The sequence below is a fragment of the Pseudomonas sp. AKS31 genome (genome assembly GCF_023634765.1).
Lineage (GTDB): Bacteria > Pseudomonadota > Gammaproteobacteria > Pseudomonadales > Pseudomonadaceae > Aquipseudomonas.
Map to the genome: position 1 here is coordinate 361974 of NZ_JAMLFX010000002.1, position 15942 is coordinate 377915.

The following is a 15942-nucleotide window of genomic DNA, read 5'->3' on the forward strand; positions in this document are numbered from 1 at the left end:
GGCCGGTGGTCAGCCACAGGTCGTCGGCAATTTCCAGGTCGTTGCCGAAGTGCAGAACGGTGTCCGATCCCTGATAGGTGAAGTTGCGCATGAGGGTGCCGGGCACGTAGCTGGCGGTGTTGGGCACGGTGGGAATGCGCACAAACTCGCTGGCGCCGTCGTTGGGCAGGTGCTTGGTCACGCGCAGGCCGACGTTGCTGCGGCTTTCCATGCCGAAAATCGTGTCACGGCGCTTGTAGTCGAAAGTGCCGCTGACGTCGGTGTAGGCGACTTTCAGACGGTTCGGGCCTTCGCGCAGGTCCATCGGGTAATCGTGATAGACGAGGCCGGTCTGGATGCTCGAATCGTCGTCGATGTACCAGGTGGTCTTGTTGCCGATGAAAGTGCTGCCCGGTTGCTTGCGGCTGTCATCGCGCGCCACGTAGGACGGGTTGGCCGCGCGAGGCGAGTGTTCGATGGAGTGCTTGGTCACGCGGCCGGCGAGGTCGTTGTCGGTCTCGCGGTAGCGGATATAGAAGCGGGTTTCCAGGTTCGGGTTGAAGCGATAGCCGAAGTTGGCGATCACGCCTTTGCTCTCGCTGGCGGTGTGATCCTGATAGCCGTCGGCGTTCGAGTCGGTGAGCGACACGTAGTAATCGAAGTCGCCCAGCACTTGCCCGGAGCTGACTTGACGCTGCTGATAGCCGTGGCTGCCGGTGGCGTAGCGCACTTGCAGTTTCGGCGCGGTGTAGCCGGTGTGGCTGACGTAATCAATGGCACCGCCGAGTGCCAGCGAACCGCGATCAAAGCCGTTGGCGCCGCGCAGTACTTCAACGTGATCGACCCACAGCGGTTCGAGCAATTCATACGGCGTGCCGCCCGGGCCGGTCAGCGGCAGGCCGTCGAGCATCGTATAAAGCCCCGAAGCATGGGCGCCCGGCGCGCGGTTGATGCCCGAGCCCCGCACCGAAATCTTCACGCCTTCGTTGCCCGCCGACTGCGCATAAACCCCTGGCTGATACGCCAGCACATCCTGATTGCTCGCCACGCGGCCCTGCAGCGGCTGGCGCATATCGACTACGTTGCTGCCGCCGGGGACCTGTTCGAGGCGTGTTTTGGCTTCTTCGACGCTCGCGTCTGATGTGCTTTGCGCGTCGGCCGAAATCAACACTTGCCCCAGTTCCAGACCTTGAGTCTCGGCCAGCGCCGGGCAGGCGAGGGCCAGGCCCAAGAGGGCGGCGGGCAGGGATTTGGACGCGGGCATCGAGAAAACTCCAGGCAGACAAGGGCAGGGCAATGAACAGTGCGACGCAGGAAAAGACGAACGAAACACATGGCAATTTGGCTTTTTGCCCGGCAATGGCAAACAGCACGTCATGAGCTAACCTCACGTGTCTGGTTCAACCCGTCAATCAACAGTCTGTTTCTGCATTTATTGGAGAGAGTTCGGTCATGGCAAAAGGCAAAAAGAAGGCCGCCACGGCGCCTGAAAGTCCGAAGCTGAAAAACAAGGATTATCTCGAGCAGTTGCGCAAGCTGCACGTCGAGCTGGTCAAGTTGCAGGAATGGGTGATCGCCAAGGGCGTCAAGGTCTGCATCGTCTTCGAAGGCCGCGACGGCGCAGGCAAGGGCGGCACGATCAAGGCATTGACCGAGCGCGTCAGCCCGCGAGTCTTTCGCGTGGTGGCATTGCCAGCGCCGACCGATCGCGAGAAAAGCCAGATGCATGTGCAGCGTTATCTGCCTTATTTACCGGCGGCGGGCGAAGTGGTGATCTTCGACCGCAGTTGGTACAACCGCGCAGGCGTCGAGCGGGTGATGGGCTTCTGCACCGACGAGCAGGCGGACAAATTCCTCAAATCGATTCCCTGGGTCGAACACGCGATCGTCCAGTCCGGGGTGATCCTGCTCAAGTATTGGCTGGAAGTCAGCCCCGAAGAGCAGACCCGCCGGCTCGAGGCGCGCATCAACGACGGTCGCAAGACCTGGAAACTGACACCGATGGACCTGAAATCCTACAGCCGCTGGTATGACTACTCACGCGCGCGGGATGAAATGTTCAAACACTCCGACACCGAACACGCACCGTGGCTGGTGGCCGACTCCAACGACAAGCGCCGTGCGCGGCTGAACATCATCACCGATGTGCTCAGCCGTATTCCGTATGAGGATGTGAAGCGCGAGAAAATAGAGCTGCCCAAACGGCAGAAACCGGGCAAGTACCGGGATCCGGATTATCCATACCGGCGCGTGGCCGAGAAGTTCTGACAAACTGCCCCAATCCCTGTAGGAGTGGCGTATCCAAAGCAAACAGTCCATCCGTCGTCTGCGCTGAACCACCGCGATCTCGTTTCTTTCTATTCAGGAGAGTCCTTAACGAGAGATGCCCGATGTTCGATCAGCGCAAACAAGAAAAACTGGCGGCATGGCGGAAACTGGCGACGCAATCGCAGATGCGTCTGGACCCGGAAGAACAGTACGACGAACTGCTCAAGGCAGCCGATGAAATGGAGAAGCAGGGGCTGATCACCAGCGCCGAATGGCGGCAACTGGTGCGTGATGCGGGCAATGTGTTTACCGGTGACCCGGTTCGGACACAACGTTAAAGACGCGGCGAACGGCTACAGCGGTCGATCCGCCCTGTAGCCGTTCAAGTTACACGACCTTTCTTCGACTTCTGCTGCTCGCCTCTGGAATCCCGCAGCAACCGCGCAAATGCTGCTTTGTCGATCGGCCGACTCATGAAGTAACCCTGCACTTCATTGCATTGATCCACCCCGAGAATATCCAGCTGCTCTTCGGTCTCGACACCTTCGGCGGTCACGGTCAGGCCCATGGCCTTGCCCAGGCCGATGATCGCCTGCACCACCGCTCGATCATTGGCGCCGCTGCTGATCGAGGCGATAAAGCGCTTGTCGATCTTGATCCCGTCGAACGGGTAGGCGCGCAAGTAACCGAGCGACGAATAACCGGTGCCGAAGTCGTCCATGTTCAGGCGCACACCGAGTTCCTTCAGGGCGTTCATGGTGGTCAGCGCGCCGTCGGTGTCGTTGAGCATTACGTTCTCGGTGATCTCCAGTTCCAGGCGACTGGCCGGGAAACGCGTTTGCACGAGCACCTCCCGTACGTCCTCGACCACGTCGCTGAGGGCAAACTGCGCGGGTGACAGATTGACTGACAGCAGAATGTCTTCCGGCCAGGCCAGCGCGGTTTCGCAGGCTTCACGCAACACCCAGCGCCCCAACGGCACGATCAGGTCGGTCTGCTCCGCCAACGGAATGAACAGATCCGGGCCCAGCAGGCCTTTGGCTGGATGTTGCCAGCGCACCAGCGCTTCGACCGAAACGATGTGTTTGCCATCGACCTTGTAGCGCGGTTGGTAGTGCAGGACGAACTCGTTGTGCTTGAGCGCATGCCGCAGGTCATCTTCCATCTGCCGGCGCGTCTGGATCTGGTCGCTCATGTGCGCTTCGAAATAGCACCAGGTGTTCTTGCCATCGGATTTGGCCTGATACAGCGCGATATCGGCGTAGCGGATCAGATCGCTGGCGACGAAACCGTGGCGACGGCTGAGCGCGATGCCGACGCTGGCACCGATGTGCAGCGGATGCTGTTCGTAAAGAATCGGCTGATGCAGGCTGCCGATCAACCGCGTGCAGAATTTGTCGATTTCGTTGTGGCTATCCATGCCATTGAGCACCACGACGAATTCATCACCCCCGAGACGCGCAACGATGTCGTGCTCGCGGGTGCATTCGCGCAGGCGTGTGGCGACTTCCTGCAGCACCGCGTCACCGGCCGGATGGCCGAGGGAATCGTTGATCGGTTTGAAATTGTCCAGATCGATCATCAGTAGCGACAGGGGTGGCGCGTGTTCTTTCAACAGCAGCACTTCCTCCAGATAACGCGCCAGTTTGTTGCGGTTCGGCAAACCGGTCAGGGCGTCGTGCATTGACAGGTGCTGGATCTGCGCATGGGCGGCGACCTCGTCGGTGATATCGCTGGCCGTGCCGCGATAACCGACGACGGTGTCCTTGGCGAAAATCGGCCGCGCGGAGAGCCGACAATGACGCGGCTGCCCGGAGTGGTCGCGGTAATTGCAGCGCAAATCACCGGCGCTGTTTGCGTCGCTGAGGTTGCGCAACCACAGCTCCAGCGGAGTGGTGTCGCACGTCAGCAACTCACCGATGCTCTGACTCAGCCAAAAGGCCTGCGGATAGCCGGTGACTTCGCTGAAACGGGCCGACAGATAGGTCAGCGATAGTTTCCCATCGACTTCCCAGATCCAGTCCGACGCCGCCTCGGCAACGGCGCGAAAGCGTTCTTCACTGGCTTCAAGCGCGTGGTTGGCCGCTTCGAGCGCGAGATTCGAGGCCTGCATCGCGTCAATGCTGTTGTCGACGTATTGCGACGAGCGCAGCGCGTGGCGGAAAAAGTAAGCAGTGAGCAGCATCAGTACCAGGAACGTCGCGCCGAGCGGCGGCACCAACGACCATAACAGTTGCTGGCCGGGTCGCTGCAGGTCGGCGACCAGACTGTAGCCTGTGCTGTCGAGCGGCACGCGGGGCTGACCGGTTTCGATGGTCTGGTCCGGCATCAGGGTGAGGTTTGTCAGGCCATAGCCACTGCCGATCTTGCGCAGTTTGGTCGGAGTCAGCTTATCGACGAACACCAGCACCGAGGTGTTTTTCAGTTCGTCGAGCGGACGTTCATCGTTGGGAATAATTGCCGCCGCAGTGATCAGTGCCGGCCAGCCTTCGAACAGCGAATAGCGGCTGACCGGTTTTGTGAGATCGGGCTGAGCCAGTACCTGTTCGACCAGCGCCGAGGCCGACGCTTGCAGCACTGTGGACACGTCGGAGTCGACCATTTCCCCGCGAATGACCGCGTATTTGGTGTGATTGCGATCAAGGACAAACACGCCGTCATAGCCGTCGCTGATGAACAGGGTCTTGCCCATGTTCTGTTCGGTGTAGGCCCAGTTGATATCGACCGGCCCGCTCAAGGCTTCATACGCGGTGGTCCAGTAGGCGTAACTGGTGATGTAGTTTTTTGACGTGGTGATGCGGTTTTCTACGGCGCGCGCGGAATAGAACTGGTTTTGCTGAAGATCCTTGGCGTCTAGAGAATTTGCGATACCGAGCAGGGTGCTGACCGCAGCGACGACCCCCGCGATAAACAGCGCAGCGATGGCAATCGCCAGGCGGCGTGTCACGGCGCGTTGTGGGGTGGGAATTGGCATCGCAGCGAGATTAACGGCCATGTGCTCGTCCTTGATCCGGTGTCTTCTGAATCTAGAACAATGGGGCGGCCACAATGTTCAGATTGGTGTTCTATGACATCGCCTAGATGTGTTCCAAGTGTAGCGAATCTGCCGCAATTTTCAGCATGGCCGGCCAGCGGCCAATCCCGAAAGGGCAAGACTTCCCGCGCAAAAACCGGATAATGGCCGCCATTCGTTTAGCCGTATTCTGGTAACCCCGCATGGAAATCAAAGTCAATTTTCTCGACAACCTTCGACTTGAAGCCAAGTTCGACGACTTCACGGTGATCGCCGATCAGCCCATTCGCTACAAGGGCGATGGCTCGGCACCGGGGCCGTTCGACTACTTTCTGGCGTCGTCGGCGTTGTGTGCGGCGTACTTTGTGAAGTTGTACTGCGACACGCGCAACATCCCCACGGAAAACATTCGCCTGTCGCAGAACAACATCGTTGACCCGGAAAACCGCTACAACCAGATCTTCAAGATCCAGGTCGAATTGCCGGCGGACATCTCCGAGAAAGATCGCTTGGGCATCCTGCGTTCCATCGACCGCTGTACGGTGAAGAAGGTGGTGCAGACCGGCCCGGAATTCATCATCGAAGAAGTCGACAACCTCGACGCCGATGCCCAGGCCCTGTTGATGCCGGTAGCCAGTTCAGACGCCGGCACGTTCATCGCCGGCAAGGACCTGCCGCTGGAGCAGACCATCGCCAACATGTCGGGCATCCTCGCCGACCTCGGGATGAAGATCGAAATCGCTTCGTGGCGCAACATCGTCCCCAATGTCTGGTCGCTGCACATCCGCGATGCGCACTCGCCCATGTGTTTCACCAACGGCAAGGGCGCGACCAAAGAGGGTGCACTGGCCTCGGCGCTGGGCGAGTTCATTGAGCGCCTGAACTGCAACTTCTTCTACAACGACCAGTTCTGGGGCGAAGAGATCGCCAACGCCGAGTTCGTGCATTACCCGGACGAGAAGTGGTTCAAGCCTGGGCCAAAAGACGAGTTGCCGAGCGAAATTCTCGACGAATACACCCTGAAGATTTACAACCGTGACGGCGAGTTGCGTGGCTCGAACCTGTTCGACACCAACTCCGGCAACACCCAGCGCGGCATCTGCTCGCTGCCGTTCGTGCGCCAGTCCGACAACGAAGTGGTGTACTTCCCGTCCAACCTGATCGAAAACCTCTACCTGAGCAACGGCATGAGCGCCGGTAACACCCTGGCTGAAGCGCAGGTGCAGTGCCTGTCGGAGATCTTCGAGCGCGCGGTCAAACGCGAAATCCTCGAAGGCGAAATGGCCCTGCCGGACGTGCCGCAAGAAGTGCTGGAGAAGTACCCGAGCATCCTCGCCGGCATCAAAGGCCTGGAAGAGCAGGGCTTCCCGGTGCTGGTCAAGGACGCGTCGCTGGGCGGTGAATTCCCGGTGATGTGCGTGACCCTGATGAACCCGCGCACCGGCGGCGTATTCGCCTCGTTCGGCGCGCACCCGAGCCTGGAAGTGGCGCTGGAGCGCAGCCTCACCGAACTGCTGCAGGGCCGCAGTTTCGAAGGCTTGAACGACTTGCCACAGCCGACCTTCTCCGGCCAGGCCGTGACCGAGCCGAACAACTTTGTCGAGCACTTCATCGATTCCAGCGGTGTGGTGTCGTGGCGCTTCTTCAGTGCCAAACCGGATTTTGAATTTGTCGAGTGGGACTTCTCCGGCCAAGGCGAAAACTCCAACGCCGAAGAAGCCGCGACGCTGTTCGGCATCCTCGAAGACATGGGCAAGGAAGTCTACATGGCGGTCTACGAGCACATCGGCGCCAAGGCCTGCCGCATCCTCGTGCCGGACTACTCGGAGATCTACCCGGTCGAAGACCTGATCTGGGACAACACCAACAAAGCCCTGCAGTTCCGCGCCGACATCCTCAATCTGCACAACCTCAGCAAAGTCGGCCTGCGCAACCTCGCCCAGGGCCTGGAGAACAGCGAGCAGGACGATTACACCGACATCACCACGCTGATCGGCATCGAGTTCGACGACAACACGCCGTGGGGCAAGTTGACCATTCTGGAACTGCGCCTGCTGATCTACCTCGCCCTGCAGAAGTACGAACAGGCCAAAGACCTGGTCGAAGCCTTCCTGCAATACAACGACAACACCGTCGAGCGCGGCTTGTTCTATCAGGCGGTCAACGTGGTGCTGGAGATGGAACTGGACGAGGATCTGGAACTGGAAGACTACGAAGCCAACTTCCGCCGGATGTTCGGCGACGAGCGCATGGACGCGGCGATTGGCTCGGTCAACGGCAGCGTGCGTTTCTACGGGTTGACGCCGACCAGCATGAAGCTGGAAGGGCTGGATCGGCATTTACGCTTGATTGAGAGCTATAAAAAGCTGCATACGGCGCGGGCGAATGTGAAACAGGTCTAAGCCAGGCTCACATCGGGCTCGGTGGTGAATTCACCCCTCACCCCAACCCTCTCCCCTAGGAGAGGGAGCTAATTTGTGGGCTTTTCAAGACCAGAGACCGGTTCGAAATCTCAGGTCGGCGTATTTCAACCAGACGCCTCGGTCAGTCTCCTTTCCCCAAGGAGAGGGCTGAGGTGAGGATTTTGCAAAACCCGAGTTCGGCTCGATATCTCAGGTCGGCGTATTTCAACCAGACGCCTCGGTCAGTCCCCTCTCCCTCTGGGAGAGGGCTAGGGTGAGGGGCTTTTGCTTTTTCGCCCGTGCGCGGAGTCCGCCAGTTGCCCTGTATCGACTCGCACAAACACCGAATCACCCACCGCCGTCAGCACATCCCCCGCATACACCTCACAGATCACCCGCGTCTTGCGCCCGACCTCACCCTCGACTTTCGCCCGTAAAACCAGCGGTACGCCCATGGGTGTCGGTTTGATGAATTTGATGCCGAGGTTGCCAGTGACGCAGTCGATGCGCGGCAGGCTGCCGGGTTCGCGGTTTTCGGTGCGGTAGTGGTAGGCCATGGCCGTCCAGTTGGAATGGCAGTCGACCAGCATCGCGAGCAGGCCGCCGTAGACCAGGTCCGGCCAGCCACAATATTTGGCGTCCGGCAGGTGTTCGGCAACCACGTGCACGCCGTCCTCGTGCCAGTGGCTTTTGACGTGCAGGCCGTGCGGGTTGCGGCCGCCGCAGCCATAGCAAACGCCTTCGGGCGCGGCGAGGTCTTGCAAAGGGATATCGAGGCTGGACATGGTTTTTATTATCCTGGAGTGGTGAGTCCGGTCAGGCGCAAGCGGTTGCGTCCGCTGCGTTTCGATTCGTAGAGGGCGGCGTCGCCTTGTTCGATCAGCGCGGTCAGGTTGGCAGGCGCTTTGTCGAACAGGCTGGCGCCGATGCTCAGGGTCACGGCGGCGGTGGTGGGGAATGTCTGGGAGGTCATGCTCAGAAACTGCTCGCGCAGCGCGTTGCCCAGTTCCATGACGCGCTCACTCGATGTGCTGCTGAGCAGGATGACAAACTCGTCACCGCCCAGGCGTGCGGTCAGGGCATTGCGCGGCAGTACCGAGCGGATCATCTCGCTCAGCGCGATTAGCAAACGGTCGCCGGCGGTATGGCCGTACTGGTCGTTGACCAGTTTGAAGTTGTCGATGTCGATCAGCAGCAAGGCGCCGGGATGCTCCGGCGAAACCTGTTCGAACAAGCGCGGTGCGCGCTTTTCCAGGGCACGGCGGTTGTACAGGGCGGTCAACGGGTCGCGCTCGGCGAGGCGGGCGATCTGTTTTTCCCGGCGGTAACGTTCAGTGCCGGTCATCGACAGGGCGATCAACATGATTGCCATCGCGCCCTCGACCAGGGAAATCTGAATGATCTCGCCACGAAACGCCGCCAGATCAATCAGCGTGCCGGGGATCACCACCGTCAGGGCTTTGGCCACGTAAAAAGCCCCGTGCCCGAGCAAAACATAACGCAACTGCACCGCGCCGACGCTCAACGACTTGCCGTGAGGGCGCAGCAGAGCGCTGGCCTTGAGGGTCGACAGGGCCACCAGCAGCGAATTGGCCGCCAGCATGACCTTCGACCACTGCGGCCCCTCCGGCAACAGCAGCAAGACCAGCCAGGTGACGAAGATCAGGTACCAGGCCGGCGACAGTCGGATCTGAGTGAAGCGCGCCACGCCGAGCAGAAACAGGAAATGCGCGGTCACCAGCAGACCGTTGGCGAACCAGATGCCGATCAGCAAAAAGCCGCTGATGCGCAGCAGGGCCAGGGTGGAGCCGACGGTGATGGTGGCAAAACCGGCGCTCCAGAACAGCAGCGAAGGCTCACGAATGCTGCGCCATTCGATCGCCAGGTACAGCGCGGCAGCGGCTGCGAGGGCGATGGAAAGGGTCAGCATCGTAGGTGGGTCGAGCGGCATTTCTTGATGAGCCTGTCTGAGTGGCAGTTTGACCGGCGATTGTAAGCGCTCGGGCGGCTTTTTCGCAGAGGTCGTGTTGCCGCGCAGACCATTGGCAGCGGGGAGGGCGCGGTCGCTAGCCGCCACCCTGACCACCGTGCCGATCAGTTATTGCTCGGGCGCGAGCCAGGTGTCGACGACTCGGCGATCCAGCTCTTCCCAGTAAGCCATGCCCAGCACGCGGGTGGTGTTGAGCCCGCGCAGGTAACCGCGCAACTGGTTGGCGGTGTCTTTGATGAGCTGTCGGTCGGTAATGCCTTTGTCCAGTAATACGCTTTCATACTGAACCAGATATTCGGCCACTCGCTCGCGGAAGTCGGGCAGAACGGCGTCACGGATCAGGTCAAACGTTCTCAAGGCGAACTCCTCATTGGCTGTTTTTCTCGTTGTGGTTGAGTGTGTATCAGTCTGCACGTCGCGCAACTATTGCTAGAAGTAATAGTGACCATCACGAAACGCAAGTTCTGCTTTGTCGGCAATCGGCGGAAAATCGCTTCCATCGAACACGCAGCTCAAGGAATTTGCGCGATGAACACCCTGACCCGACTGGCTTTGGTCGCCCTGCTGACAGGCGGCGCACTGTTTACAGCCCCGACTTACGCAGCCGACGCCGGGTCGTGTCACTTCCAGGCCATCGCGGGCAGCAGCGCCACGTTGCAGCATTCGCAAACCGTGGGTGTGTTGCTCAGCGAGAACACCCTGGACAACCTGCAATACCTTGAGCGTTACCACGACATGGCGGTCAACGGCGCGAAAGATGCGCTCGACTCGCGGATTCGTGATGCCTTTGTCAGCAGTTCCGATCCGGAACTGGCCATCGATTGGCTGGTGAGTTCGTTGCAACAGCAGTTCTTGTCGGTGACCGTTTACGACAACCTTGACGCCCTGGTGCAGGCGCATCCGGACGTCGTGGTGAAGCTCGACACCTTCAACCGCTTGCTGACCCAGCAGAACAGCCTGGTCGAAGCGCGTTTTACCGCACGCTTCTACGACGCCGACCTGCAGTACATCGGCAAGGCAGAAGGCGCGGTCGAGAAGCAGTTGCCTTCGGTCTGGGTGCATAACCAGGCGGCACCGGCCATCGCTGCGCAGATCGACAAGCAGCGTGACTTGCAACTTAACGCGTTGAAGCAATTCGATGTGTCGCTCAAGGCGCTGGTGGCGTCGAGCTGAACGCTTAAAACATAAGTGGCGACGGCGGCTCCGTGAGGCTGAACCGTTGCCGGTTGAACCGAACTTTTATTTTCAGGATGACACCGATGCGTCTTTTATTTGTGCTTGTTCTGGCCGTTGTCTCTTTGCTGCTCGCCGGTTGCGCTTCGGCGCCGAACAATCCGAGCCTGACGTTGCAGACCAGCAAGACGCCTGCGCAATACGCCGATTGTGTGGTGCCGAAGTTGCAGGGCAGTGCGTTGAAACCGACGGTTTCGCAGACTCAGCGTAGTTATCGGATTGTGGTGCCGAGCAAGGTTTCGGCTGACAACGTGCTGGAGGCTTACAAGGCTGGCAGTGGCGGCAAGGTGTTTATTTACGAGCGTCATTTGTTGGCTTCGAATCTTTTGCCTTCGAGTTTTGAGCGGGCGGCTCAGGATTGCATCTGATTTTGCCCGTTGTGCGTATTTGACTGAGCTCCTTTGGTTGGCCGCAACCAACCAATTTCTTGCCTCGTGCCGTTTATTCGGTTTGCGGGGCTTTTTTTTGTTTGTTTGTTTGGGCTTGGCGGCCTTTGGGCCGACCATGCTCGGGGTGTTTTTTGTGAATATCCGTTGCTTCGGGTGTTGCCGCTGGCGGTTTCGCTCTTACAGCGAGTCCCTTTGGCAAACGCCCCAAAGGAACCAAAGGTCTGGGCCCCGGCGTTCGGCCCGCTCGCTGGGGCTCGGGGTTCCTTCGCTCCGGGATCGATCCGGGGGCATCGCTTCCGGTTTGCTTCGCTGCACCTCCTTTCGATGTGTTCGACTGCGTCGAACGGTCGCTGCGCTCCCACCCCCGGATAAATCCCTCCACTCAGCCTGCCGAAGGGGCCAGCACGGCAAGATCAAGATCAAGAGCTGCAGTCGAGCTAACGCTCATCCTGTTGAGTGGTGGGAAGCAGGTGGTTGGATTTGGAGGGGGCGGGCTTTTCGGGGCTTGGATTCGGCTCGGTATTTCACATCGGCGTAGCTCTCGCAATCACCTCGGTCAGTTCCCTCTCCCTCCGGGAGAGGGCTAGGGCACGGCATGATCAAGAGCTGCAGCCGAGCTAACGCTCATTCTGTTGAGTGGTGGGAAGCTGGGTGTGGTTGGATTTGGAGGGGGCGGGCTTTTCGGGGCTTGGATTCGGCTCGGTATTTCATATCGGCGTAGCTCTCGCAATCACCTCGGTCAGTTCCCTCTCCCTCCGGGAGAGGGTTAGGGTGAGGGGCTTTTGATTTGGGGGTATGCAGAAAAATGGTTGCTCACTCGATGGTGACCTTCGCAGTGGTTGCTGACCCGTCCGGTATTGTCCCGTTGGGTCAGTCGTGTGGTCGGTTTTGGCGCGGCGATGCTGACGATGCGGCAGCGGGCGGCTTAAAGCCATTTGTACCGGGCGGGGAATCTTGCCACGAAGCAGGTTCCCGCCTCGGCGCTTGAGGTCACGCTCAAGATGCCGTTGTGTGCCATCGCGATCTGCGAGGCGATATACAGCCCCAGCCCCAGGCCCTCGCAACGTTGCCCGGCTTCGGCCCGGGAGAATGGTTCGAACAGCAGTGGCATCAGTTGCGCTGAAATCGGTGTGCCCTGATTGGTCAGCGAGATCACGATCTCCTCATTTTCTGCATACGCCTTGAGGGCGATTGGCGCGCTGTTCGAGCCATGGGTGGCCGCGTTGCCCAGCAGATTGGAAAGTAATTGGCTGATGCGCAGCGCATCGCAATAAATACCCGCCGGCACATTCAGCTCATGGATAAACACCGCTTGGGGATGGGACGCTTGTACCTCGGCAAGGGTCAATTGCAGGGTGTGCTGCAAGTCATCCACCAGCTTGCGCTGCACCGGAATTCCGCCGCCCAGGCGTCCTCGGGCAAAGTCGAGGATGTTTTCGATCAACACGCCCATGCGCACCGAGCTGTTGCGAATCGCCGCAATCAGATTGAGCGAACGTTTATCTTCGGTTTTGCTTTGCAGCAAGTCGGCGCTCATGCGCACCGCGCTCAGTGGGGTGCGCAGGTCATGGCCGAGTACGGCGATGAATTGCTCGCGCAGGCGCCCGAGTTCATTGGCGTTGTTCAGCTCGATTTGGGTCGCTTCCAGATGGCGTTGCGTGTCCAGGTTCATGGCGATCAACTGAGCGAACAGGGTCAGTGTTTTGGTAATGGTCGGTTCGTCGATATTGGCCGGGACCGAGTCGATGGCGCACAGCGTGCCGAAGAAGTCGCCATTGGCTTTGACGATGGGAATGGAAATGTAGCTTTCCAGCCCGTAGGTTTTCGGCGTGTGGTGCAACGAAAACACCGGGTGCGCACTGGCGTGCCCGAAGATCACCGGCTGCTGATGCTGGCGGATCTCGTGGCAGATGGTCGATTCAAGTACCAGCTCGCCACCGGGTTTGAGCCCGAAATCAATGGAGTCATCGACGGCGCACGCCACCCAGTTGGTTTCAGTGACCCGCGCCACTGCGGCGAAACGCATGCCCGTGAGGTGTTTGACCATGCTCAGGATGACCGGAACCGCGTCAATGCTGCGGATCGCGTCGATGTCGGGGGTGAATGCCGGATTGGTCATGGCGCGATGCTTCGTGAAGAGTTCGCTCAGAGACTAACGGTTATTGCTGCTCATGACTAATCAAGAGACCAGAAAGTACAAGGGCGCCGTGGATCTCCCCGGCGCCCTTGTTTTTTGCTGCTGGTTAGAACGTCAGCGACTCAGAACTTGTACTTGGCCGTCAGCATATAGCTGCGCGGAGTGCCGTAGTTGTCGTTGGAACCCCATGTGACGTTGGAGCCGATGGCGGAGTAATAGACGCGGTCAAAGATATTGTTTGCGTTGACCTGAAGATCCAGGTGTTTGTTGACCTCGTACCCGGCCATCAGGTCGGTGACCGCGTAGGCTCCCTGTTCGAGGCGGTAGCTACCGTTATTGGCCAGAGCGACGTCGTTGTACATGCGGCTCTGCCAGTAAACGTTGCCGCCCACGCGCAGGTGTTGCAGCGGACCCTGGAAGCGATAAACGGTGGAGACTTTGAACAGATGCTCTGGCGTGTCGGTTTTGAAACGCTGATTGTTGTTGGCCGGGTTTTCGTCCTTGAGGTAGTGCGCGCGGGTGTAGGTGTAACCGGCGCCGACCTGCCAGTTGTCGGTCAGCGCGCCTTGCAGCTCCATGTCCACGCCCTGGCTACGCACCTTGCCCGATGACCCGTAGCACGTCAGGACCGGGCAGCCGAACTGATTGTCGGCCAGGGTGGCGCGGCCGGTCTGGTCCATCTGGAACACCGCCAGACTGGCGTTGAGGGCGCCGTCGAAATACTCGCCCTTGATGCCCACTTCGTAGTTTTCACCGACGATCGGCTCGAGCACCTTGCCGCTCAGGTCCTTCTGGGTTTGCGGGGTGAAGATGTCGGTGTAGCTGGCATAGACCGAGTGATGGTCGTCGAGTTTGTAGATCAGCCCGGCATAACGGGTGACGTTACGGGTGACTTTGTAGTCGCCATCGCCGGAACGGTCATCGTAATCGTACCAGTCGAGACGGCCGCCGAGGATCAGCGTCAGCGGATCAGCCAGGCTCAGGCGCGTGGTCAGGTACACCGCGTCCTGGGTGGTGACGTTGCGGGTTTTGCCGTCACGGACGAAATCAGGCTTGGGCGCACCAATCGGCCAGGCCGTGGTGTACGGATCGTATTCCTTGGTGGTCGCGTCATACACACGGTTGCTGGCGCCGACCACCAATTCGTGGCTGCGGCCGAATGCTTCGAAGGGGCCGCTGGCGAACACGTCGAGCGAACGCTGCTTGTCGGTGTGATGGGATTGATAGGCCGTGGTTTCCAGCGGGCCGGCGTAGCGCGACAGGTAAGTCCCGGAGAACTCGCCGTCGAGGGTCGAGGACGAGCCGGCGACGTGGAGTTTCCAGTCGTTGTCGAAACGATGCTCGACTTCACCGAACACCGTGTCGATCTGCAGCTTGCGGTTTTCCCAGTCGGTGCCCGGGTAGGTAGAGCGGGGCAGATCGAGGTGGTGGCCGTTGGTGCCGATCGGCAAGCCGCCCCAGAAATAGTTGGTCTGCTCATTCTGGCGCGAAAAGCCGAGGGTCGCGGTGGTGCTGTCGCTCAGGTCGGCTTCACCGATGGCGTAGAACAGGCCATGGTCGTTTTCTTCCTTGTCGCGGAAGCTGTCGGCGCCCTGATAGGAACTGACCACTCGACCACGCAGGGTGCCGCTTTCGTTCAACGGACTGGAGGCGTCGATCTCGCCACGGTAGTCATCCCAACTGCCGGCGGCGCCGGTGAGGGTCACGCGCTGATCGGCAGTCGGGCGTTTGCGCACCAGGTTGATCGCCGCCGAAGGGTTGCCGGCGCCGGTGACCAGACCGGTCGCGCCACGGACAATTTCAACACGGTCGAACATCGCCAGGTTTGGTTGCACCGCCATCGAAAAGGGCGAATAGGAACTCGGCAGGCCGTCGTACATGATGGTGTCGATGTCGAAACCGCGCGAACTGTAGGTCTGCCGGCCCGGGCCGCTGGCCTGACTGAGGAACAGTCCCGGCGTGCCTTTCACCACGTCGTTGATGCTGGTCATGTTCTGGTCGTCCATGCGCTGGCGGGTGATCACCGTCACCGCTTGCGGCGTTTCGCGCATGGTCAGCGACAGCTTGGTCGCCGTCCGCATCGGGCCGGTGGTGTAGGACTGGGTGTCTTCGGTGGTGCTGCTCATCTGGGTCGCGCCGATTTCCGTTGCGTCCAGTTCCAGCGTGGCCGGTGCGGCGGCTTCAGGCGTGGCGGATGTTGCCTCGTCGGCCAGCGCCGATGTGACGCCGGCCATGCAGATGGCGAGTGCGAGCAGGTTCGGTGAACGGTTTGAGCGGCGGTGAATGGTGCGAAACGACATCAATCTGCTTCCCCAAATGATACGAAGACGAATCCAGTGCGAGTGCGTGTAGGAATTATTCGCATTAGTGTGTCAGATCATTCCGGGTGAAGAAAGCCGTACGGCTCAGTTAGTTAACGAATTTTTCACAATCGGCCGGGCGCTCTGCGTCGCGGGTTGGCGCAGAGTCGCGGTTTTTCGGGGGCGAGACAGAGGCAAAACGGGCCGATCACAAACGCTTGTGATCGGCCC

12 protein-coding genes and 1 pseudogene are annotated in these 15942 nt (G+C 59.9%); 6 read left to right on the forward strand and 7 right to left on the reverse strand.

Going from position 1 to position 15942, the window contains the following annotated elements; all coding sequences use genetic code 11:
• Positions 1 to 1243, reverse strand: a 1243-nt coding sequence (locus M9827_RS07680; protein WP_250604786.1) for a TonB-dependent receptor plug domain-containing protein, incomplete at its 3' end; no start/stop codon positions are given.
• Positions 1244 to 1431: 188 nt separating this feature from the next.
• Between M9827_RS07680 and ppk2 the strand changes: the two genes are divergently transcribed.
• Entirely contained in the window at positions 1432 to 2247 is an 816-nt protein-coding gene (ppk2, locus tag M9827_RS07685; protein WP_250604788.1) for a polyphosphate kinase 2, read from the forward strand.
• Positions 2248 to 2369: 122 nt separating this feature from the next.
• The gene (locus M9827_RS07690; protein WP_250604790.1) at positions 2370 to 2585 is read left to right on the forward strand and encodes a hypothetical protein; all 216 of its coding nucleotides are present in this window, start codon (positions 2370 to 2372) and stop codon (positions 2583 to 2585) included.
• Positions 2586 to 2629: 44 nt separating this feature from the next.
• Here the strand turns inward: M9827_RS07690 and M9827_RS07695 are convergent, their stop codons facing one another.
• Positions 2630 to 5242 (reverse strand): bifunctional diguanylate cyclase/phosphodiesterase, encoded by a 2613-nt coding sequence (locus M9827_RS07695; protein ID WP_250604792.1) that lies wholly within the window; start codon positions 5240 to 5242, stop codon positions 2630 to 2632.
• 221 nt (positions 5243 to 5463) lie between these two features.
• On the opposite strand from M9827_RS07695, the gene M9827_RS07700 reads away from it, so the two are divergent.
• Positions 5464 to 7662, forward strand: a complete 2199-nt coding sequence (locus M9827_RS07700) for an OsmC domain/YcaO domain-containing protein (RefSeq protein ID WP_250604794.1) — start codon at positions 5464 to 5466, stop codon at positions 7660 to 7662.
• 269 nt (positions 7663 to 7931) lie between these two features.
• On the opposite strand, the gene M9827_RS07705 is transcribed toward M9827_RS07700, so the two are convergent.
• From M9827_RS07705 to M9827_RS07715, 3 genes are all read right to left on the reverse strand, one after another.
• Positions 7932 to 8447: a PaaI family thioesterase gene (locus M9827_RS07705; protein ID WP_250604796.1), complete on the reverse strand. Its 516-nt coding sequence runs from the start codon at positions 8445 to 8447 to the stop codon at positions 7932 to 7934.
• Positions 8448 to 8455: 8 nt separating this feature from the next.
• Positions 8456 to 9613, reverse strand: a complete 1158-nt coding sequence (locus M9827_RS07710; RefSeq protein WP_250604798.1) for a GGDEF domain-containing protein — start codon at positions 9611 to 9613, stop codon at positions 8456 to 8458.
• Positions 9614 to 9760: 147 nt separating this feature from the next.
• Complete coding sequence (locus tag M9827_RS07715; RefSeq protein ID WP_250604800.1) at positions 9761 to 10009, reverse strand: hypothetical protein; 249 nt, start codon at positions 10007 to 10009, stop codon at positions 9761 to 9763.
• Between the two features lie 171 nt (positions 10010 to 10180).
• On the opposite strand from M9827_RS07715, the gene M9827_RS07720 reads away from it, so the two are divergent.
• The 3 genes and pseudogenes from M9827_RS07720 to M9827_RS07730 form a co-directional block, all read left to right on the forward strand.
• Positions 10181 to 10825, forward strand: coding sequence for an ATPase (locus tag M9827_RS07720; RefSeq protein ID WP_250604802.1), 645 nt, complete (start codon positions 10181 to 10183; stop codon positions 10823 to 10825).
• Positions 10826 to 10911: 86 nt separating this feature from the next.
• Entirely contained in the window at positions 10912 to 11253 is a 342-nt protein-coding gene (locus M9827_RS07725; RefSeq protein WP_250604804.1) for a hypothetical protein, read from the forward strand.
• A gap of 860 nt (positions 11254 to 12113) precedes the next feature.
• Positions 12114 to 12203, forward strand: a pseudogene (locus M9827_RS07730) (LysE family translocator); the annotation flags it as partial.
• Here M9827_RS07730 and M9827_RS07735 read toward each other — a convergent pair.
• Both M9827_RS07735 and M9827_RS07740 read right to left on the reverse strand, forming a co-directional pair.
• Positions 12200 to 13393, reverse strand: coding sequence for a GAF domain-containing sensor histidine kinase (locus tag M9827_RS07735; RefSeq protein WP_250604806.1), 1194 nt, complete (start codon positions 13391 to 13393; stop codon positions 12200 to 12202). The pseudogene M9827_RS07730 and the gene M9827_RS07735 sit on opposite strands and share 4 nt — an antisense overlap.
• A gap of 140 nt (positions 13394 to 13533) precedes the next feature.
• On the reverse strand, positions 13534 to 15711 hold the full coding sequence (locus M9827_RS07740) for a TonB-dependent siderophore receptor (protein WP_250604808.1): 2178 nt from the start codon (positions 15709 to 15711) through the stop codon (positions 13534 to 13536).
• Positions 15712 to 15942: the final 231 nt, after the last annotated feature.

What these genes read in the sequence shown, in the direction of transcription:
- M9827_RS07700 (WP_250604794.1), top strand. Translation starts at nt 5,464, where the DNA reads ATGGAAATCAAAGTCAATTTTCTCGACAACCTTCGACTTGAAGCCAAG.
- M9827_RS07705 (WP_250604796.1), bottom strand. Translation starts at nt 8,447, where the DNA reads ATGTCCAGCCTCGATATCCCTTTGCAAGACCTCGCCGCGCCCGAAGGC.
- M9827_RS07725 (WP_250604804.1), top strand. Translation starts at nt 10,912, where the DNA reads ATGCGTCTTTTATTTGTGCTTGTTCTGGCCGTTGTCTCTTTGCTGCTC.
- M9827_RS07740 (WP_250604808.1), bottom strand. Translation starts at nt 15,711, where the DNA reads ATGTCGTTTCGCACCATTCACCGCCGCTCAAACCGTTCACCGAACCTG.
- M9827_RS07690 (WP_250604790.1), top strand. Translation starts at nt 2,370, where the DNA reads ATGTTCGATCAGCGCAAACAAGAAAAACTGGCGGCATGGCGGAAACTG.
- M9827_RS07735 (WP_250604806.1), bottom strand. Translation starts at nt 13,393, where the DNA reads ATGACCAATCCGGCATTCACCCCCGACATCGACGCGATCCGCAGCATT.
- ppk2 (WP_250604788.1), top strand. Translation starts at nt 1,432, where the DNA reads ATGGCAAAAGGCAAAAAGAAGGCCGCCACGGCGCCTGAAAGTCCGAAG.
- M9827_RS07720 (WP_250604802.1), top strand. Translation starts at nt 10,181, where the DNA reads ATGAACACCCTGACCCGACTGGCTTTGGTCGCCCTGCTGACAGGCGGC.
- M9827_RS07710 (WP_250604798.1), bottom strand. Translation starts at nt 9,613, where the DNA reads ATGCCGCTCGACCCACCTACGATGCTGACCCTTTCCATCGCCCTCGCA.
- M9827_RS07695 (WP_250604792.1), bottom strand. Translation starts at nt 5,242, where the DNA reads ATGGCCGTTAATCTCGCTGCGATGCCAATTCCCACCCCACAACGCGCC.